General features: G+C 44.6%; 15 protein-coding genes. 4 read left to right on the top strand and 11 right to left on the bottom strand.

The features are described 5' to 3' along the window. Positions 1–8 precede the first annotated feature (8 nt). The 5 genes from H7F27_RS02790 to H7F27_RS02770 form a co-directional block, all read right to left on the bottom strand. Positions 9–1,331: a UDP-glucose dehydrogenase family protein gene (locus H7F27_RS02790; RefSeq protein WP_059353680.1), complete on the bottom strand. Its 1,323-nt coding sequence runs from the start codon at positions 1,329–1,331 to the stop codon at positions 9–11. 182 nt (positions 1,332–1,513) lie between these two features. Next, on the bottom strand, positions 1,514–2,278 hold the full coding sequence (locus H7F27_RS02785) for a tyrosine-protein phosphatase (RefSeq protein WP_095712842.1): 765 nt from the start codon (positions 2,276–2,278) through the stop codon (positions 1,514–1,516). A 52-nt stretch (positions 2,279–2,330) separates the two neighbouring features. Then, a complete protein-coding gene (locus H7F27_RS02780) occupies positions 2,331–3,044 on the bottom strand; it encodes a CpsD/CapB family tyrosine-protein kinase (RefSeq protein WP_103671894.1) in 714 nt (237 codons plus the stop codon). Further along, positions 3,034–3,780 (bottom strand): protein-tyrosine kinase activator TkmA, encoded by a 747-nt coding sequence (locus tag H7F27_RS02775; protein ID WP_024123106.1) that lies wholly within the window; start codon positions 3,778–3,780, stop codon positions 3,034–3,036. The genes H7F27_RS02780 and H7F27_RS02775 overlap by 11 nt, the downstream gene beginning before the upstream one ends. Before the next feature lie 223 nt (positions 3,781–4,003). After that, on the bottom strand, positions 4,004–4,147 hold the full coding sequence (locus H7F27_RS02770; RefSeq protein ID WP_010332161.1) for a YwzD family small protein: 144 nt from the start codon (positions 4,145–4,147) through the stop codon (positions 4,004–4,006). Between the two features lie 203 nt (positions 4,148–4,350). On the opposite strand from H7F27_RS02770, the gene H7F27_RS02765 reads away from it, so the two are divergent. After that, the gene (locus tag H7F27_RS02765) at positions 4,351–5,961 is read left to right on the top strand and encodes an SWIM zinc finger family protein (RefSeq protein WP_185848528.1); all 1,611 of its coding nucleotides are present in this window, start codon (positions 4,351–4,353) and stop codon (positions 5,959–5,961) included. After that, positions 5,948–8,722, top strand: a complete 2,775-nt coding sequence (locus H7F27_RS02760) for a DEAD/DEAH box helicase (RefSeq protein ID WP_185848527.1) — start codon at positions 5,948–5,950, stop codon at positions 8,720–8,722. The genes H7F27_RS02765 and H7F27_RS02760 overlap by 14 nt, the downstream gene beginning before the upstream one ends. A gap of 122 nt (positions 8,723–8,844) precedes the next feature. Here H7F27_RS02760 and H7F27_RS02755 read toward each other — a convergent pair whose 3' ends face one another. The 4 genes from H7F27_RS02755 to H7F27_RS02740 all read right to left on the bottom strand — a co-directional run bounded on the left by H7F27_RS02755 (position 8,845) and on the right by H7F27_RS02740 (position 11,513). Further along, positions 8,845–9,702 (bottom strand): Cof-type HAD-IIB family hydrolase, encoded by an 858-nt coding sequence (locus H7F27_RS02755; RefSeq protein ID WP_185848526.1) that lies wholly within the window; start codon positions 9,700–9,702, stop codon positions 8,845–8,847. Between the two features lie 5 nt (positions 9,703–9,707). Next, positions 9,708–10,484: a transcriptional regulator GlcR gene (locus H7F27_RS02750; protein ID WP_103671910.1), complete on the bottom strand. Its 777-nt coding sequence runs from the start codon at positions 10,482–10,484 to the stop codon at positions 9,708–9,710. Positions 10,485–10,710: 226 nt separating this feature from the next. After that, positions 10,711–11,052: a single-stranded DNA-binding protein SsbB gene (ssbB, locus tag H7F27_RS02745; RefSeq protein ID WP_024123111.1), complete on the bottom strand. Its 342-nt coding sequence runs from the start codon at positions 11,050–11,052 to the stop codon at positions 10,711–10,713. 77 nt (positions 11,053–11,129) lie between these two features. Further along, the gene (locus H7F27_RS02740; RefSeq protein WP_024123112.1) at positions 11,130–11,513 is read right to left on the bottom strand and encodes a hypothetical protein; all 384 of its coding nucleotides are present in this window, start codon (positions 11,511–11,513) and stop codon (positions 11,130–11,132) included. 175 nt (positions 11,514–11,688) lie between these two features. On the opposite strand from H7F27_RS02740, the gene H7F27_RS02735 reads away from it, so the two are divergent. Continuing rightward, entirely contained in the window at positions 11,689–12,099 is a 411-nt protein-coding gene (locus H7F27_RS02735) for a YwpF-like family protein (RefSeq protein WP_024123113.1), read from the top strand. 51 nt (positions 12,100–12,150) lie between these two features. After that, positions 12,151–12,954, top strand: a complete 804-nt coding sequence (gene blaOXA, locus H7F27_RS02730) for a class D beta-lactamase (protein ID WP_185848525.1) — start codon at positions 12,151–12,153, stop codon at positions 12,952–12,954. 100 nt (positions 12,955–13,054) lie between these two features. Here the strand turns inward: blaOXA and H7F27_RS02725 are convergent, their stop codons facing one another. Together H7F27_RS02725 and H7F27_RS02720 are read right to left on the bottom strand one after the other, a co-directional pair. Beyond that, positions 13,055–13,714: a class A sortase gene (locus tag H7F27_RS02725; RefSeq protein ID WP_185848524.1), complete on the bottom strand. Its 660-nt coding sequence runs from the start codon at positions 13,712–13,714 to the stop codon at positions 13,055–13,057. Between the two features lie 93 nt (positions 13,715–13,807). Continuing rightward, complete coding sequence (locus H7F27_RS02720; protein ID WP_185848523.1) at positions 13,808–19,789, bottom strand: SpaA isopeptide-forming pilin-related protein; 5,982 nt, start codon at positions 19,787–19,789, stop codon at positions 13,808–13,810. Positions 19,790–20,032: the final 243 nt, after the last annotated feature.

Below are 20,032 nucleotides of genomic sequence, written 5' to 3'. Positions count from 1 at the left end.
CTTTACATCTATGACATTGCACCTGCCGGAACAACCGCTTTCCGGCCTACAGAGTAGTATTCCACTCCGGCGGCGGCAGCCTCTTCTAATGAATAGCAATTTCGGCCGTCAAAAATCAGCGGCTGCTCCATCAAATCTTGATAATCTGCTAATGAAAATTGTTTAATCTCATCCCAGTCCGTTAAAATCATGACGGCGTCTGCCCCCTTAACAGCTTCCGCAATCGTTTTTTTGTATTCAACAGCCTGCGGCAAAATATGCTTCGCATGGCTGACGGCAATGGGATCGAAGGCTTTGATATGGGCGTCTAGTGCGGCGAGGCGGTTAGCAATGACAATCGACGGCGCGTCTCTCATATCGTCCGTGTTCGGTTTAAATGACAGCCCCAAAAGGGTGATCGTTTTTCCCGTCACTCCGCCAAGCCTGTTCAGCGCTTTATCAACCAGCATCGCCTGCTGATTGTTGTTGACCCTGATGACCGATTTCAGCAGCTCAAAATCATGCTCGACATTGCCCGCAATTTGCACAAGGGCGTTCGTATCCTTCGGGAAACAAGAACCGCCGTAGCCAATGCCCGCTTTTAAAAACTGGCTCCCGATCCGCTTATCCTGTCCCATGCCGTATGCGACAGATTCAATATCAGCGCCGACCTTTTCACATATATTCGAAATCTCATTTATAAAACTGATCTTAGTGGCCAGAAAGGCATTTGAAGCATATTTGATCATCTCGGCGCTTCTGATATCCGTTTGGTAAACCGGGATATCGAGCGGAAGAAAGAGCTCTTCCAGTTTTCTGGCGGTGTCCTGATCGGCTGTTCCGATCACAATCCTGTCTCCATGAAACGTGTCATGGATGGCTGACCCTTCACGTAAAAATTCTGGGTTGGATGCGATCGATATACTGACAGGCTCCGCAAGATGTTTGGTAATCAGCTCGTAAATCCAATCATTTGTTCCGACAGGCACTGTGCTTTTCGTTACGACGATCGCATCTCGCGTCACGTGCCGGGCAATACGCTTGGCCACATCAGTAATATGCTCCAGATTCGCATGTCCGTCGTTTTTTTGCGGTGTGCCGACCGCTATAAAAATAATCTCTGCCTGGTCTAAGCCTTTCTCGTAGCTCGTTTCAAAGCTCAGCCGCCCATCAGCTATATTTTTTCTCATCAGCTCTTCAAGACCCGGTTCAAATATAGGGGAAATCCCTTTTCTCATTTCTTCAATCTTGTGAGCGTTAATATCAATGCAAGTTACATGATGGCCAATCTCAGAAAGAGAAACACCTGTCACAAGACCGACATAGCCTGTTCCGATGACTGTTATATTCATTGTTTCCCTCCAACAGTTAAATTGCTGCTTTACAGCTTCCGTATTATCGTATGAGAACATCCTGACATGAATGCGGATGATCTCCCGGAAACAACCTGTACAGATTTCTGAAATATGATTCAATCATACAATATACTATTATATCGTTCTCACAAAGAAAGTGGGGAAATGAGAATTGCAGATCAAAAGAGCCCGAATCGTTTTCTTCTTTTGACCGGCTTCGGTGCCTGCCTGTAAATGGCTTGATTTTGCAGTAGAAGCTCAGCATTTTCTGTGAGCATATAAGAATATTCCGTACCGAATTCTTTCTCAAGAACACGGAGTGCCTCCTGATAGCGAAAATCTCTTGTTTTCAGATTATGTGCATCTGAAGCTAAGAAATGTATCAGATTGGCTTCAGCCAGCCGCAGCGAAAATGCTTTCATCTGTTTCCCGAAAACTCCTGCGAGGCTTCCGGTTGTCAACTGAGATGCCGCTCCTTTTTCTATAAGATGATACAGCAAGGACGGATTTTCGCGGATTTCGCTATTGCGTTCGGGATGCGCGATAACCGGAATGTATCCTTTCAGCTGCAAGTCATAAAAAAGCTGCTCGGCATATCGCGGTACATGATCAAACGGAAACTCAATCAAGATATATTTCGTGTCATTCAGTGACAGCAGCCGGCCCTCAGCCAATTCCCGTTTCAAGTCCCCGTAAATTCTGATTTCCTGTCCCGGCAGTACGGTGAGCGGGATCTCCTCTTTCATTAAACGTTTGTTTAACAGGTCTGCCGCTTCTCTGACAGCGGTTTGCTCGTTTTCATATGAGCCATTCTTATGATGCGGGGTTGCAATGATGGTTCTGATTCCTTCACGAACAGCCGCCCTGGCCATTTCGATGCTGTCGTCCAGGTTACTTGCCCCATCATCCATTGACGGGAGGATGTGGCAGTGAATATCAATCATTTCTAAGCCTCCTTTTTTCGCAAAAATAAATAACGGGCAGTATGCACGTTATTTATTTTTGTATGAAATTGTCTTCATGTCCGTAGTATCCGTAGTCAGAGTGCTTCGAGCGTTTCTTGCCGTTCATAATGGCTCCGAGGAGCTTGCTGTTGCACGAATCGAGCGCCTCTTTTGCTTTTGCGGCTTTTTCTTTTTCCGTCTTTCCGCTTGAAATAACCAAAACGGAACCGTCTGCGACGTTCCCTAAAATTTGCGCGTCTGCTACAGGGAGAATAGGCGGCGTATCGAAAATCACCATGTCATAGGCCGCACACGCTTCATCCGCAAGCTCCTCCATCCACTTGGAGGAAAGCAGCTCGGCCGGATTCGGCGGGATCGGGCCGCTCGTCAGCACATCAAGGTTTTGTTCCTGAGACATTTGCACGGCCTGTTTCAGTGAGGATTTTTTCAGTAAAACGGATGTTAAGCCTGTCATATTTTCTAGTTGAAAAGTGGTATGTACTGTAGGTTTTCGCAAATCTGCATCGATGAGCAAAACCTTTTTTCCCTGCTGTGCAAATACGACAGCAAGGTTAGCAGCTGTGGTAGACTTCCCTTCTCCAGGGCACGCAGAAGTAATCATCACAGATTTCATTTGGCGGTCCACTGAAGAAAATTCTATATTTGTTCGAATCGTTCGATATTGTTCTGAATTCAAGGATTTCGGCTCTGTCAGCGCAATGACATTTTTGCGACTCCATGAGCCCTTGCTTTTTCTAAGCGCCAAAATGTCCACTCCCCGCTTTATCAGATTGAATGCCTTTTAAGCTCTTCGCTGTTTTCTGTTCATTCGCAATGGTGGAAACCGTCCCTAATACCGGTATGTCCAGCAGCGTTTCGAGCTGCTCTTCCGATTTGATCGTATTATCCAAATGCTCAAGCAGGAAGGCCAGTCCGATGCTTCCTGCCAATCCTGCCGCAAACGCGATGGCGATGTTCAGCAGCGGTTTTGGCGATACAGGCGACGGATGTCCAGAAACCTCAGCTTTTGACAGAATGCTTACGTTATCAACATTCATAATCGAAGTGATTTTGTCTTTAAAGACAGATGCAACAGTGTTGGCAATGTGAGCCGCTGTTTCCGCGCTCCCGTCTCTGACAGAAATATTGACCACTTGGGAATCCTGCTCGCTGGAAACAGTAATTTTTTCATTCAGCTCTTGGGATGTCATCGACAAGCCCATCTCTTTAATCACTTCGTCTAAGATAGCAGGGCTCTTAATGATGACATTGTACGTATTGATTAATTGAAGATTGGTTTGGACATCGTTAAATTGGACTTCTTTTTGGTCGTTTTTCGATTGATTGACCAAGATCTGAGTTGAATTTTCATAGATGGGTGTAAGTGCGAAGAAACTGATGAATCCGCCGGCAGCAGTCGCAGCTGCGGTTACAATCATAATCAAAAGTATGCGTTTTCTTAACGTTGATAGTATGTCTTTTAAACTAGTAGATTCTCCCATGATACCTCCAAATCAGCTTATAACATCCTTTTCCATACGATTATACAACGTTAAAACAGCATTTCTCCATCTTTTCACATGACAATATTCGACAAAAATTTACAATAACAGTTTTTCACCTTCCATCTTGTAAGCGCTCTATTTATTGTCTTGCCAGAGCTGAATCTTTTTCTCCTTCCGGTCATTATTCAGAAAAAAATCCCGCTAAAAACCTGCGGGATTTTTATGTTGCGTATCCATTTTTAATATGAGAAATCAAATTTTCAAGCATTTCCTTTGTGGTCATCTCAGATGACTGCTCACCAATATCATGTGCATGCATCAAAATTTTCAGAAATTCTTCTTGATTCAATTTCTTTTCACTCATCATTTTATTCCTTTCAGCTTCCATTAAGTTGAAAACACGATTATTATATGATGCCGGCTCTCGTTTTGCAATCTCTAATACATCATTCGACACATCCCATTTTTTATGTCCTATTTTAGGAAAAACTTTTTCATGCCGCTGTGTTGCGATATAATAGAGAAATTGGATCTTTTTATTACGTGACTCGGTTAGGAGCGATAATCATGCTTCAGAATATGATTTCTAAAGACGATGTGCTGGCATCGGCTGAACAATTAAAAGAGCTTCTTCCTTACAGCGAGGAAAATGTTCAGCTGATCAAAAAAGCCCTTATTTTATATCGGCAGGATTCAGTCTATCGTTTACAAGCAGTGAGTCCGACGGAAGTTACGGCTTACGTGCAGGATGTTGTGCCTGTGCGGGTCACATTGAACTTATTTGTCATAGCCAAAAGCGGCTGTTCATGTCCGTCTGGGAGAATCTGCCGCCATAAGCTGGCTGTTTTTTTATATGTATATGCAATGTTTGAACGAGTGGGAACTTTTACAGAGCACTGGCTGGAGAGGGAAAAGCTTGAAGAAAGCAAAGAGCTCGTCCGGCGTCAATTTCAGGAGAAGGTGCTGCCTAATGAAGAGTCGCTTTCAAGCTGGCTATCTTTTTTCGATTCAGAGTTTTCTCTTTGGCAGGTACGCACGGCTGAAGGCAGCCAAAACATGCAGGGCCTCTATTACGGCTATCTGTCCGCTTTGAAAAAGCATGCCCCGAACAAACCGGAGCTGAAAAGCCTGTATCAGATTCATTCAGCGATCGCGGTGTGGCTTCGCATGTTTACATTGATTGAAGAAGGAAAACTGGACCCCGAGCATGATTTTTATTCCCTCAATCCTTATGTCGAACAGCTGATGGACACGATCTACAGCTCAATTGATAAATTAAAAACGTACGCGCTGTCGTTTGCACTCGATCCTTTTCTGGAGAAAACGCCGGATGTCATTCGGGATCTCTTATTGAAGGAAGATATTTTTCAATATGAACGCATCCGCATTTTCGGTGAAATTTGGAGTGCGCTGCTGCCGCGGCCGAAATGGGTGGCGCGTGAGCAAGAGATCCTGCAAAAAGAAGCCGGGCGGCGATTTTCTCCTGAATTGCAATTCGGGCGTCTGCATTTAGAATTTTTGCAGAAACATGATGACGCGATTTTTGCGGAAACCGACCAATTTCCGCCGGAAGCGCTGCCGTATACGTTCCAATGGCTGAGTGAAATCACCGCGAAAAAGGATTGGAAACGGCTCAAAGCATGGTACCTCCGGATTGAATCGATTGCGATTGGTTATACAAAGCTGGATAAACCGTTTAAAGAAATTCGCGACGTAATTGGCGAGCTGTTTCTTCTGCTGAACGCGTATGTGAAGCAAACCAATGACCAGGCGCTGTTTGAACGCTATGCAGCAGGCTGTCTGCCGTATACTTTCACAGAATACAGCCATCATTTGTATGAGAAAAAGCGTTACGCCGAGTGGATCGAAATCCACAGCCTTGTTGGCTTTTCAATTTATGAGATGGATAAAACGATGCTCAAAGAAATCGCGGCGAGCGATCCCGAAGCCCTTATACCCGCATACCACAGAGAAGTGGCCTTTTTTATCGACCAGAAAAACCGCAGCTCTTACAAGGAAGCGGCCCGGTATTTGAAAAAACTGCGGACGCTCTACAAAAAAGCGAAAAAACTGAAGGTATGGGAACGCTATATTCAGCAGCTGAGCTCACATTACAAGCGCCTGCGCGCCCTTCAAGAAGAACTGCAGAAAGGAAAGTTGATTGATGGCGAGTCTTAAAGAAATACTTATTCACGTCGAACAAATGGAAGACGGGTCATTCACGCTCTCAGCCTTTGATGAGAATGAGCAGCCCCTTCCCTACAGCCACATGAAAAAGCATTTGTTTCAATGGCACGAATCCTCATTTTACGGAACCTTCCTTGAGGATGTCAGCTTCATCGGGACAACCGCGGTTTTGCTTTCTCCATGGATGACTGTAGAGCTTCTCGGCAAGAACTCGTTCAACTCATTCAGCTCCGTGCAGCTCACAGAAGAAACGGAACCGCTGATTGAGGCAGCGTCCACCATTTACGAATTTATCGCGGACGGCGATTTCCTGCCTGACTACGAAGCATGGACAAACGGTGTTTTCCGCTGGAAGGATCAGGACAGCATACTGGATGGCTTTACTGCGGAATGGTTTTCAGCCGCGGTGCAGGATTATATTCAATATGACGACGAACTGCGTGAAAAATGGGAAAATATCAAAGAAAAATCACCTGCGGTCACAACATTTCGCGGACATTTTCTGGATGAAGAGGATTTTCTCGAAGGCATCGGCTGGGTTGACGATCAAACCCCGTTTACGGTCGGCCTCCGCTTGAACGAACCCGACTTTGACGGCGATGACTGGAAAATCGAAATGTTTTTACGCGATAAAAAGAGCGGTGCGGTTGTATTTTTTGACGGGCTGAAGAGCCTCAAAAAATCGTGGCAGGCCTACAGCGATAAAATCGCACGCGAGCAGGACCGCTTTCATCGAACGGTTCCGTGGCTGTCATTTGATTCCGGCACCACGCTGATTTCAGAGGAAGAAGCCTGGATTTTCCTGTCGGAGGCAAGTGAGACGCTTGTCGATATGGGCGTTGAAATCCTCCTGCCATCCTGGTGGCAGATTGTCAGAGACAGCAGCATGATGCTTAAAGCAAAGGTGTCTTCCGCCCCGCGCGGCGAGTCATTTGTCGGCATGAATGCGCTGCTTGATTTTAACTGGCGGTTTGCGACAAACGGCATTGAGCTGACAGAGGATGAATTTAACGAGCTTGTCGCGAGCAACAGGCGCCTCGTCAATATTCGCGGGCAATGGGTGAAAATAGATCCGCAGTTTATCAAACAGATGAAACGGCTGATGGAGAAAGCGGAATCAGAAGGGCTCCATATGTCTGATATTCTGGCACGTGAGCTGATGGATCAGCAGGAAGGCGGGCTTGAGGACTCAGACATCATGGATACATCCGCTTTTGCCGGTATTCAATTCGACTTGTCAAAACAGCTCAGATCACTGATTCGAAAGCTGACAACAGCGGAAAATCTGCCGGAGCATGAGGTCAGCCCCTCCTTTCAAGGCACGCTCCGCCCGTATCAGAAATACGGCATGAACTGGCTGCTATTTCTGCGGCAAAGCGGTTTTGGCGCCTGCCTGGCCGATGATATGGGGCTTGGGAAAACTATTCAGATGATCGCATATTTTCTTCATGTGAAGGAAAGCGGACGGCAAAACACGCCGAATCTGATCATCGCGCCGACATCCGTACTCGGCAACTGGCAGAGGGAGCTTCAAACCTTCGCGCCCAATCTGTCGGTCGCTCTCCATTACGGCCCGCGCCGTCCGAAGGGTGAAGACTTCACCGGCTATTATGAAAACGCGGATGTTGTCTTAACCTCCTACGGGCTGTCGCATGCCGATTCTGAAGAGCTTTCTTCGGTGACATGGAACACAATTTGTCTTGACGAAGCACAAAATATTAAAAACGCGCACACGAAGCAATCACGTGCAATCAGAAAGCTGAAGGGCATTCACCATATCGCGCTGAGCGGAACTCCGATGGAAAACCGCTTGACTGAGCTATGGTCGATTTTCGACTTCATGAATAAAGGCTATCTCGGCAGTCTGACTGGTTTCCATAAACGCTATGTATTGCCGATCGAAAAGGATCGGGACGAAAAAAGAATCGGACAGCTTCAGCAATTAATCCGGCCGTTTTTGCTGCGGCGGACAAAACGGGATGAGGACGTCGCATTAAACCTTCCCGACAAGCTGGAGCAAAAAGAGTTTATTCCGCTGTCAGCCGAACAGGCGTCTCTCTATGAGCAGCTGGTGAAAGACACTTTTGAACATATGACGTCACTGACAGGCATGCAGCGAAAAGCACTGATCCTCAGCATGCTCGGACGGCTTAAACAAATATGCGATCATCCCGCGCTTTATTTGAAGGAAGACCAAACCGAGCTGCTGGCCGGACGTTCGGTCAAGCTTGAAAAATTGCTTGAGCTGATGACAGCGATCCGCGCCCAAAACGAAAGCTGTCTCATTTTTACGCAATATATTCAAATGGGGAACATGATGAAGCGATTGCTTGAAAAAACCTTCGGCGAACCTGTACAGTTTTTGAACGGGAGTCTTTCTAAGCAAGAGCGCGATACACTCGTTGAGAAATTTCAAAAGAAAGAATACCCGACATTGATTCTATCGCTGAAAGCGGGCGGAACCGGACTCAATCTGACAGCCGCCAATCACGTCATTCATTATGACAGATGGTGGAATCCGGCTGTTGAAAACCAAGCCACTGACCGGGCATACCGCATCGGGCAGGAGCGGTTTGTCCACGTTCATAAAATGATTACAACAGGAACAATTGAAGAAAAAATTGATATGATGCTTGAAACAAAGCAAACACTGAATGACCAAATTATCCAAAGCGAAAACTGGATTACCGAGCTGTCCACAGATGAGCTCGAAGAATTATTTACATTAAGCGCCTCAGCGCAGGCACAATAACCACAAAAAAGCTGGCTCTTTAAAAGAGCCAGCTTTTTTCCGTTCATCGCCGTCACGCCGAATTTCACAGAATCCGTTACGCCGGTTATGTACAGGATGCACTTTTTTTCAAAAGATAAACCTTACAGCAAATGCCGAATCATATGGGCAACGCCATGTTCATCATTGGTCAGGGTTACAGCGTCGGCTATCGCTTTGATGTCCTCCCGCGCATTGCCCATCGCTACGCCTTTTCCGGCAGCCTCCAGCATAGACCTGTCATTTAAGCTGTCGCCCACGGCTGCTGTTTCCTTCATTGGGATGTTAAGCCGCTTTGCCAGCCTTTCCAGCGCCTGCCCCTTGGATGCCTTTTTGGAGGAAAGCTCAAAGTTATGATCAGCAGAGCTGACAAGTGTCAGATCTTTATCCTCCTGGTATCTCTGCCAGCCGGCCTCCAGCTTTTCTTTGAAGAAAGAAAAGCCAAGAATGTTGTAAAAATCAATCTGCTTATCCTCCTCAAAAAGCTCTAGAAACGTGTCGATATAAGCGAAGCCCGATTGACTGTATTGCACCTCGGCTGCCTGCATCAGAACAGAAAGGTCAGCCTCTGGATTCGCACTTTTGACCCGGTCAAGCTCAACATCAAGGAGCTGCCTGCCGTTTTGCGGCGTATAAATAGCTGAGTCTGTAAAAACCTCATAATAATAGTTTTCTGACTGAAGCCACGAGAGGATGTCATACGCCCGTTTTTTATCGATTGTTTCCGAATGATAAAGCCTGCCGTCAGGGTCGTGAATGACAGCGCCGTTCGCACTGATGACCCACGTTTTGATCCCGAGCGGTTCAAAAATGGACACGACATCAAAATAAGCGCGTCCCGTTGATACAACAACCTCAATCCCGTCCCGCTGCGCCTGCCGCAGAGCATTTTCATTTTCTGAGCTTACTTGATGCTTGCTGTTCAGCAAGGTTCCGTCTAAGTCGGTCGCAATCAATTTCACGTTTATCAGCCCTTTCTTTCATCCTGCTCTGTCACGAGAAGTTCGACGCCATTAAGGTCAAGCAAGTCGCAAAACGCCTGATCCGGCAGCCGGTCTGTGATCAAGAGATCAATTTCACTCAGATCAGCGTACTGATAAAAACCGGTGCTTCCCAGCTTCGAATAATCCGCAAGGGCGATCACCTGCTTCGCCTGCTGAATCATTTTTCGCTTCACCAGCCCATCTTCTTCATGCGCGATCGTAATGCCGTGTTCAGAAATGCCGACAACACCGATCAGCGCTTTATCGACGTGATAGCTTGAAAGCTTTTCAATCACAGAGGCGCCGTACAAGAAACGATGCTCCTTTTCAAGCTTGCCTCCGAGAAGATAGATCTCAATACCATCTTTGTCTGAGAGCACTTCCGCGAGATTAATGGAGTTGGTGATAACCGTACAGTCGTCTGCATTTAAGTGTTTAGCGCACGCCTGAACGGTTGTAGACGCATCTAAAATAACCCGGTCGCCATTTTGGATCAGTGATGCGGCGAGTTTGCCAATCTTGTTTTTTTCCTCGGACACTGTTTTCAGCCGGCCGGAATACCCTTGGATTTTCTGGTGCACAGACGGCAGAATGGCGCCGCCTCTTGTGCGAATAATGGCATTCTGTTCCTCCAGCTTCACAAGATCCCGCCGTGCTGTATCTCTGGACACCTGAAGGAGCGTACAGATCTGCTCGGTTGTAATGCGGTTATGCTCCTTTAGATAATCCACAATTGCTACTAATCTTTCTTCTTGGTACACGCCCTCATTCCTTTTCATATGACGTTATCTTTAAGCAATTATAAGTTTTTATATATTAACAATCAATATTATTAAGTGAAATTAAGTAAAAATGCATCATAAGAACCAATTTTTCCTATATGAAACAGGAAGAAAAAACCAGTCTGGTCGACTGGTCAATACAGAGGGGGTGATGCGAAGAAAAGTAATCGTGAATGGGATTTAAAGCGGGAGGAGCAGGGGGATGTCAATCGGCAGCTTTTTCCCGAGGTTTAGGGTCCATAAAACGAACAGTATCAGCCATCACTTCAGTTACGTACACTTTGACACCTTCCGCATTTTCATAGCTCCTTGTCTGAATCCGTCCGCTTAGGCCGACGAGAGAGCCTTTTTGGCAATATAACGCCGTGTTTTCGGCCGTTTTTCTCCAAAGCGTGCAATTGACGTAATCCGCTTCAATTTCTCCTGAAGCATTTTTGAAGCTGCGGTTAACTGCAATCGTAATGTGTGTGACTGCCGCGCCTGCAGAAGTGTACCGAAGCTCAGGGTCTTTTGTTAAACGTCCGACAAGCATGACCTGATTGAACATTGCGATTCCTCCTCTCCTTGCGGTTACACGTATTGTAGACGATGCAACGAGAAAAGAAAAACGCTCAAAACCGCATTTCAGCCTCTGTTTTTATCTTTCGTTTTCATTTTTCCCTCAGCTAAAAACAGCTTTTGTTTTTTCCCTCTAAAGAAATATGTATTTTTTAAAAACCGGAAAAACAATTTAGATGTCAGCCAATGCTGCGTATTCATACAGACATAAGAAGAGCCGTCCCATGCAAACCACTGAAAGCTGAGCTTCTTTTCCGGGAGCGACAGCTGGATTTTGTACTGTTCCATCCCATCATAAGTTTCGTATAAAAAAATCATCCTCTCTTTCCTATATAGATGAACCTCAAAAATATCTTTACGGCTTAACATATAAGCTTCGTTCGTTTGAATCAAACGCTGATCCGCCGGAGTGCCGTCAATATAAATTTCCTTTAAATGAAATCGATTCATACACACCTCTCCGTAATCCATAGTCAGTTACAGTATAATGAAAAAATAGAAATTATTAAATGTTGTGCCAGGACAAAATATATTGTTCCCGGCATTACAGCGTTTTCACGGAAAAATGAATATGTGTTATAATTCATTTTAAGAATTCTTTGTAAGTAAATGGGGTGAGATAAAAATGAAAACCTTTAAACTGGTTGATCTGAACGTGGAACGAGTGGACAAGGGAGAAAAGTCAATTGAACAGTTTCCCCTTATTGACGGACTGATTATCAATAAAGAAGACGGCGAAAATCACTGGCTGATTGAAGCGCTTGTTCCGAAGGAGCACTTGTCTTTTTTTGACCAGCTTCAAAAAAAACAAGCTGAAGTCAAAGTGTTTGTGACGATTACGAAAAAAAGCAACCGCCCCGCCCAGCTGACTGCAGCTGTGAAGAATATTGCTGAACTGGAAGAAAGCATCTCGGTTTTAATTTACGGACAAATGGTGACAAGAAAACAGCAAGGCACTGAAACCATTCTGGAATCTCTTGTAAAAGAGGGCTATACAGGAGCGAAGCTGATCGAGGCGTTTAAGCAGAAGATATAAAAGAGAGTGGAAATCCCCCTCTCTTATTTTACATTTGCTGAGGTGACACGTATGAATAAGCGAAAAATTCAAGCGGTTGTTTTATCACTTATCGGCGCAGCTGTCCTTTTGACATCAAGTTTGCAAACACCTAGAGAAGCTGTTGCTGCCGGGAAGAGTCCCAATCTAAAGAAAATGAATGTCAATGAGTTTTTCACTGATCACGACGGAACTTTTATCTTACGTGATCTGAAAAATGAAAAAACATTCGTCTACGGCGATCAACGCGCGACACAAAGATTTGCGCCGCAATCGACTTTTAAAGTTCCAAACGCGCTCATTGGATTACAAACAGGCGCCGTTAAAGATGAATATGACATCAAATACTGGGACGGTGTAAAACGTGAGCTCGATGTATGGAATCAGGATCACACGCTAGGATCTGCCATGAGATACTCCGTTGTTTGGTATTATCAAGCGATGGCCCGAGACATCGGAGAAGAGCGAATGAAAGAATGGATTGATAAAATAGCGTACGGCAATCAAGATATCAGCGGCGGCATTGACCAATTTTGGCTGAGCAGCACGCTTAAGATTTCTCCTCTGGAACAAACGGACTTTATGGAAGCCTTATACAAAGAAAAACTGCCATTTGATAAAAGCGTAATGAAGACAGTGAAGCGGATGATGATTCAGGAAGATGAGGATCATTATACGCTTTATGGAAAAACCGGTTCAGGCTCAGGCATCGGCTGGTATGCAGGCTTTGTCAAAACCGAAAACGGAGTGTACAGTTTCGTGACGAACATTGACGGTACCGGCACAGAAGCGAAAAGCATGACAATGGACATTTTGAAGAAATATGTTCTGCATTAGAAAAAAGACTGCCTTTTCATAAGGCAGTCTTTTTTTATTCTCCTGTAATCAAAAGAATGATTTGAAGCGGTTTTGGAAAATTGCTCATACACACACATCATCACATTCCGCTAATCGATTTGTCATTTGTATGACCGACAGTCTCAATCAAATTTCCTTTCACTGCGAGACGCCCTTCGGTTTCCACAGCTTTGTCGCATGTGATTAATGTAATTTCCTTTTCTTTTGTATCCTGAATCACATCTGCATCTATTTCAGAAATCATTTTTATTGATGTCACAGAGTACATATAATCGTTTTTGAAATCTGTGATCACAATTTTGGCACCTTTTTTTATGTTGGCCAGAGGTCCGAATAAAAGGCTCTTCTGCTTCAGGTGATGGCCTGCCAATGGATAGTTTCCCTCGCCCATTTTCTGATCCGGACGCATTGTTGCCGCTCCGATCAGCAGGTTTTCATTGGTGGTGCCTTTTAATATGGGGAGCTCCAGATCCACACTTTCTATGGTGATCCGGCCGATTATGGCCTTCGGATCCCGATCGAAGCCCGCATTTATAGCTTCCTTTAGCATGGGCGGCTGAATGGAATTGAAATCAAATTCTGCTTCTTTTTCATTATTTTCTTGCAGCTGCTTCACAGTCAATTCCGACTCATACTGGTTTTTGCTAAGGTAGGCGATGAGACTTCCTTTTATGAAAGGAGAAAAGATAAGCAGCAGGCCGGAAAGAATAAACACCGCTATGATTATCTTTTTATACATGCAGTACATTCCTTTCTTATGCGTCATGCTATGAGGGATGATCTGTTTTAAAAAGCACCTGATCGAATCTTCAATGATCAGGTGCCATCACATTTATGCCTTTCTTTGTTTCTTTCTTGAGACATGTGCCAAAGTTCCGCCTGCTAAGAGCAGAAGAATGCCGATCATAACCGGCACCGTACTGTCTGTATCACCGGTTTTTGGAAGAGAATTGTCTGTTTTTGTGTGGCCAGCTGTATCATCGGCTTTTGGATGTGAATTGTCTGTTTTCACATGACCATCTGTACCATCGTTTTTTGGATGCTGTCCATCTCCCTTCACATTTTTATCCGGTGTATCATTGCTCGGCGTTGGCGTTTTTAATTTTTGATTAGAAGCGATAACCTCAACAGGTTTTGACTGTCCTTTTTCAATGGTGAATACAATTGGTGTGTCATCCAGTTTATAGCCATCGGGCGCCTTTGTTTCGATAAGCTGGTAGCGTCCCGGCGCAAGGTCTTTGATAGTGAAATGTCCATTTTGATTTGTTTTCCACAATTTAGGTAGATCTTTGCCGTAGCCGTCAGTTTTTACAGGCTTGCCGCTCGCGTCCAATAACTTGAATTCAGCACCCTCCAAAACGGCTTTTTTATCGTCTTGATCCACTTTTGTCAGTTTCACGTCACCTGGTGTCAGTATGTTCTCTGCGGTGATTTCGACTGGCTTTGTTTCAGTATTGGTGATCTTGAACGATATTGGCGTTTTATTCAAACTGTAATTCGCAGGTGCTTTTGTTTCGATAAACTGATATTCTCCTGCTTTGAGACCGTGTACGGTAATCTGTCCTTTGTCATCCGTGATGAGACCGGATTTCAAAACTTTTCCGTTGGCATCAGTCAGATTGAACTCTGCTCCTTGAAGAACTTTCTCTTTATCATGTTGATCTACTTTTGTAAGAACGACACGGTTCTCGATGTTGACAGCTGTTACTTCAACTGGTTCTGGTTGGCCGTCATGTTCAGCCTTAATGGTGAACGGCACCTGGCTTTCAGATAGGAGATATCCGTCTGGCGCCTGTTTTTCAACAAATTGATAGCTTCCCGGAGCCAAACCGTCAACCTCAATGTTGCCGCCTTCTTTTGAGACAAGGTCATCTCTTACTGTGTTTCCATTCTTGTCAACGATTTTGAAAATGGCACCGGCTACTCCTTTTTCATCTTGGTCTACTTTCGTTAACTGAACGGAGCCTTTATAGTTAATGGCTATCCCGGCATCAGCTGACTTTGGCTTTCCTTCTGCTGATTCGGAGATGGTGAACTCTTTCCTCTCTGTATTCAGCACATATCCCTCAGGCGCTTTCGTTTCGACAAAGGCGTAGCGCCCAGGTACGAGGCCTGAAGCTGTGACTTTTCCGTCTTTATCCGAGGTCAGCTCTTCTTGAACCGTATGGCCTTCATGATCAACAATCTTGAAGACGGCCCCTTCAAGTTTCTGCCCTTTGGCATCTTCCTTCACCAGCTGAACGGAGCCTTTATCGTTAACGGCTATCCCCGCATCTGCTGATTCCGGCTTTCCTTCTGTTGATTCAGAGATGGTGAACTCTTTTCTCTCCGTGTTCAGTACATAACCCTCAGGCGCTTTCGTTTCAACAAAAGCGTAACGTCCCGGTGCGAGGCCTGAAGCTATGATCTTTCCGTCTTTATCCGAGGTCAGCTCTTCTTGAACCGTATGGCCCTCGTCATCGACAAGCTTGAAAACGGCTCCTTCAAGTTTCTGCCCTTCGGCATTCTCCTTCACCAGCTGAGCGGAGCCTTTATAGTTAACGGCTATCCCGGCATCAGTTGATTCCGGCTTTCCTACTGCTGATTCAGAGATGATAAATTCTCGTTTCTCGGTGTTTAATACATATCCGTTCGGGGCTTTTGTTTCGACAAAGGCGTAGCGTCCTGGCGCAAGGCCTGAAGCCTCTACTTTTCCGTCTTTATCCGACGTCAGCTCTTCTTGAACCGTATTTCCTTCGTCATCGATAACCTTGAAGACCGCTCCTTCGAGTTTCTGGCCTGCGGCATCTTCCTTCGTTAAATAGGCCCTTCCTTGATAATTGACCATTTCTCCTAATTCTACGTCAGACACCTGATTCTTATCATTCTTTGCGATTGAGAAATGAATCGCCTTCGTATTCACGATAAACCCAGCAGGGGCTTTCGTTTCTGTGAGGCGGTAATAGCCCGCCGGCAAACCATTCATTTCGATTTTTCCGTTTTTGTCGCTTTTGATATCCGTTTCTATCAAAGTATAGGTGCCGTTGCCCGCTTTTTTCTCCAGCTTGAAAACAGCACCAGCTAAAGGATTTTTTTGTTCGTCTTTTTTGATAAGCGTCACCTTGTTCTGTTGATTTACGACTTTGTACAGCGCTCCTGTCTTGGATGAGTTGCTGTCTATCTTAACAGAGACTCCTTTTGCATAAGCATCGCTGATGGTATATCCGTCAGGCGCTTTTACTTCTTTTAATACGTAAGAGCCGTAGCGAATATTTCCGAATGTAAGCTTACCATCGGCATCTGTTGTGCCGGTGCGCAGGAGCTGCTTGGCGTCTTCAGACCATAACTGAAACTCTGCTCCTCCAAGAGCTTTATCGTTCTCTCCTGTCTTTAAAATTGTCAGGCTTCCTTTTTCTCCAGATCCGGAACCGTCGCCGCTTGAAATGGCAACAAAGATCGAGCTGCTGGTTTCTTGAGTCTGCTCTTTCACATTTGTTCCAGAAATGGACACCTTATTTTTAACGTGCCCGTTCGTGCCGGCTATGTTAATCAGAGACCGGTATTTGATCACATAGGCACGGTCAATTTGCTTATAGCTGCCTATGAATTGCAGGACAAACGATTGTTCACCTGTTGTATTGTCGGTTTTGATGTCTACCGTGTAGTCTTTGTCTTTTTGGAGCTCGACATCGCCCGCGGTCAGATTTCCGCTGCTGTCTTTGACCACTCCGTTTTCATCATATTTTGCTTGATATACTTTAAAAGACGCTGCATCTAGTATTTGATTATCATCTGGCGTGTCAGTAACTTTCACGTCATCCAGCGTTGATTGGCTAGAGTTGACGTTGATATTCCAATCGATGTAGTTTCCATTTTGTTTGCCGCCTTTGAAAACCAGGTTTCCTCCGTTCACAACCGAAACAGAACCCGTCAACGTGCGGTCTGCATACCCGTCATTATGGTATGTTGCCTTGTTTGTGTACTGATTCTGGTCAATGACCTTTCCTTTGAGCGATGTCTTAAACTCAATCAGGTATGGCACAGAATCGCTCGTTTTAAGGTGTACTGTCAGAGTGCGTTCATTTTTTTCTGAAGGCTCTTCGACCTCATACTTGGAAGGATCAAGGACGTCTCCTTCTGTGATGGAGCCGTTTTTATTAATCGTATAGCTCTTTACCACAACGGAACCCGGCACAAATTGCTGAGGATCTATTATGGCATCTTTTATATAAGAATTTTTTGTCGGTTCGCCATTATAATTGATGCCGACTTTCCACGTGATTTCCTTTGAAACTGCGTTATATGAACCGTTTTTGAAACCATTATTTGAAGTCTGATGATTCGGTGTAAAACCGCTTGATACCTTATTTGTGCGGTCATTGCCGTATTGATCAGTCCATGTTGAATGTGCTGTATTCTTGACGCTTTCGTTAGAATAATCAGCATTGAATGTTGTTGTGTAAGTGATCTTAAACTGACTGTCTGTTTTTTTGTAATCCCCGATCAATGCCAAAGTAAAGCCTTTATTGTCGGGTTTTTTTGTCAATGTGTAGTCTTTGTCTTTCTGCAACGTTTTGTTGTTCGTTGTGTCTTGAATCTTGAACGATTCATCAATCAGAACCAATCCGCCGCTTTCGAATTGGTCATCCAACGTCCAATTGTTCATCTCATATTTGTTTTTATTAACTGTAATCGTCCAATCAACCGTCTTCTTCTCATAATCAACGTTTGAATATCCTTTGATGAGATTCTGCTGAATGGCTATGCCAGAAGCTTCTTTTGAATCCCCTGTTCCGGTCACCACGCTATTGGTGTACGTTGTCGATTTATCAATGATGACTCCGCTGTTGACCTTTGTTTGATATGTGATTTTGTAAGCGCTGGTAACGGTTTTATTAAATTTGATTTCAAATCCGCTTCCATTATCGGTCAGCGTGTAGTCCTCGCCTTCCTTTAAAGGCGTTCCCGCTTGCTCGCTCCCGTTCTGTCCAAAGGTAATAGGAATAACCTTCAAAGAATCTTTTACGAGGTGCAAATCGCCAGTTCCAAAAGAATCCTTAATGCTGGCCTTGGATTGATCGATCTGTTTCTCACCGTAGTTGTATGAAAGAGCCCAGCTGAATGTTTGAGATTCTCCATCATAGCCTGTTGATGATTTCGCGATCATTTTTCCATATTTGGCTGCAACAGTGGCTTCGGCAGAGATGGGTTCCAGGTTATCTCCGCTGAATGCTGCCTTGTTCGTCAGCGTTATATTTCCACCTTCACTCGGCTTCGCACTATTATCAATGTCAGTTTCATATACAAGGCGGTAGGCTGAATCAATTGTCCCATCAAATGTGACATTTCCTTTTGAATCAACGCTGTAGCCGGAAGAAACTTCATTTCCTTTGCTGACAGAACCATCAATGTTCACATTGAGTTCATACACTTTAACTGAACGGTAGGTTAAACCCTCTGGAAGGCTTTCCGTGAGTTTGGCATTCTTGACTTGATCCAACTTTTTATTGACATCGACCGTCCATGTTACTTTACCGGGGTTGATGCCTTTATCCAGTGCACCTGATTTATCAATGGTTTTACTCACATTTGGTTTAAAATAAACTGTTGTTTCAGGAGTATCAGAATTCACAGGGAATGGAATCTTCTGTGTTGTCGAACCCGTTATTTTTTTCTCATTAAACTGCGTATTGATAACCAATGTGCCTTTGACATTAGAACTTTCTTTTACCTCGCCGTTAAATGTCATCACCACATGTCCGTTCGTATCAATAGAAAATGTCCCGTATGTGGTGTCTCCGGCGCTTAACGGCAGGTTCACAATGTCATTATGCATAATAAATTCTTTAGGCAAATCAAATTCATATTTATCGCCGGCATTGATTGTTTTTCCCAAATCGTCAGGAATGGCCCAATCAATTGAAATTTTCACTGGAGAATTCGTATCGGCACGATTGCCCTTGTCATATGGCTTTCCGTTTTCGTCCGTCAATGTCACGCCGGTTAAAAGATTTTGCGTGATTTGTTTTTCTTCAGTTTGCAAACTTCTGAAAGCTGATTGACTTGAGGATGACACTTTATTTGAATCTTTATCCTTTGAGGAATCACCGCTCTTAGAGTCGGCTGACGGTTGCTGTTCTTCCTCTTTTTGATCCTTGCTGACTGAAGGTGCAGATTTGTCATCTGTCTCTTTCTGATCACCATCAGTATCAGAAGGGTCATTTTTTGGCTCTTCCTCCTCGGCATCTGGTGATTCATCTTTCTTAACAGGAATGATCACCTGCTGGGTTTTGCCTCCCCCTAGATGAAAAAGGGCTGCTGCTGTATGTTCATCGTCTTTTGCATCTGCCGTAAACGCGGCTGGCAGTGTAATGGTCCCCTTGGCATTCGGAGAATCCGCGAATCCAGTTGTTAATTTTACCGTCATGGTGCTGCTGCCCGCCGGCACTTGATAGCTGCCGATGACCTGATCAGCAGATTTGATTTCACCTTCTGCACCTTTATCAAATGTAAAGCTTTTAGGTATCTCCACATTAATATGCTGTTCGCTATCAGCTTCTTTATCTTTTTTCAATGACCATTCATATATCAGTGTCACTTCATCCCCCGGCGTTAATGCCGGGTCATTTCCTTTTGATCCGTCTACAATCTGGTTCTTGCCGTCCTTGACAGTCACCGAATCGAAGAATTGGCTGTCACTTGACGTTACATCCATAGCCTGTGCGTTAAGAGTATAGCTGGCGATCTGACTGAAGAAGAAAAAGATGGCAAGGCTTATGATCATAACGATCCGCCCGCTTTTTTTCAGCCCTAAGGGAAAACTCCTCGTTCTCAACTTTTCATTCCTCCCTTTCATATCTATTTTTCACTTGCCGATTGATACATGAGACCATAAAACCATGTTCCATCCCCCACAATTAAACTACTAATGCCGAATGAGTTTTAAAACTAAGATTTGCCATCCGAACCAAACTACATTGTATGAAATGGAACTATACAATTTCTGTACAACAAAAATTCATGTATGATTCAAGTGAAATGGATATAATTAGAGATTAGAAGTTTCAGACATATGACG

The sequence above is a fragment of the Bacillus sp. PAMC26543 genome, assembly GCF_014250375.1.
GTDB lineage: Bacteria > Bacillota > Bacilli > Bacillales > Bacillaceae > Bacillus > Bacillus halotolerans.
The sequence above is the reverse complement of the archived record's forward strand: the minus strand, read 5'-3'. Positions and strand labels throughout refer to the sequence as shown.

Excerpts from the sequence above, each read along its gene's own strand:
- H7F27_RS02790 (WP_059353680.1), bottom strand. The coding sequence starts at position 1,331 with ATGAATATAACAGTCATCGGAACAGGCTATGTCGGTCTTGTGACAGGT.
- H7F27_RS02765 (WP_185848528.1), top strand. The coding sequence starts at position 4,351 with ATGCTTCAGAATATGATTTCTAAAGACGATGTGCTGGCATCGGCTGAA.
- H7F27_RS02760 (WP_185848527.1), top strand. The coding sequence starts at position 5,948 with ATGGCGAGTCTTAAAGAAATACTTATTCACGTCGAACAAATGGAAGAC.
- H7F27_RS02785 (WP_095712842.1), bottom strand. The coding sequence starts at position 2,278 with ATGATTGATATTCACTGCCACATCCTCCCGTCAATGGATGATGGGGCA.
- ssbB (WP_024123111.1), bottom strand. The coding sequence starts at position 11,052 with ATGTTCAATCAGGTCATGCTTGTCGGACGTTTAACAAAAGACCCTGAG.
- blaOXA (WP_185848525.1), top strand. The coding sequence starts at position 12,151 with ATGAATAAGCGAAAAATTCAAGCGGTTGTTTTATCACTTATCGGCGCA.
- H7F27_RS02770 (WP_010332161.1), bottom strand. The coding sequence starts at position 4,147 with ATGAGTGAAAAGAAATTGAATCAAGAAGAATTTCTGAAAATTTTGATG.
- H7F27_RS02735 (WP_024123113.1), top strand. The coding sequence starts at position 11,689 with ATGAAAACCTTTAAACTGGTTGATCTGAACGTGGAACGAGTGGACAAG.
- H7F27_RS02775 (WP_024123106.1), bottom strand. The coding sequence starts at position 3,780 with ATGGGAGAATCTACTAGTTTAAAAGACATACTATCAACGTTAAGAAAA.
- H7F27_RS02725 (WP_185848524.1), bottom strand. The coding sequence starts at position 13,714 with ATGTATAAAAAGATAATCATAGCGGTGTTTATTCTTTCCGGCCTGCTG.
- H7F27_RS02740 (WP_024123112.1), bottom strand. The coding sequence starts at position 11,513 with ATGAATCGATTTCATTTAAAGGAAATTTATATTGACGGCACTCCGGCG.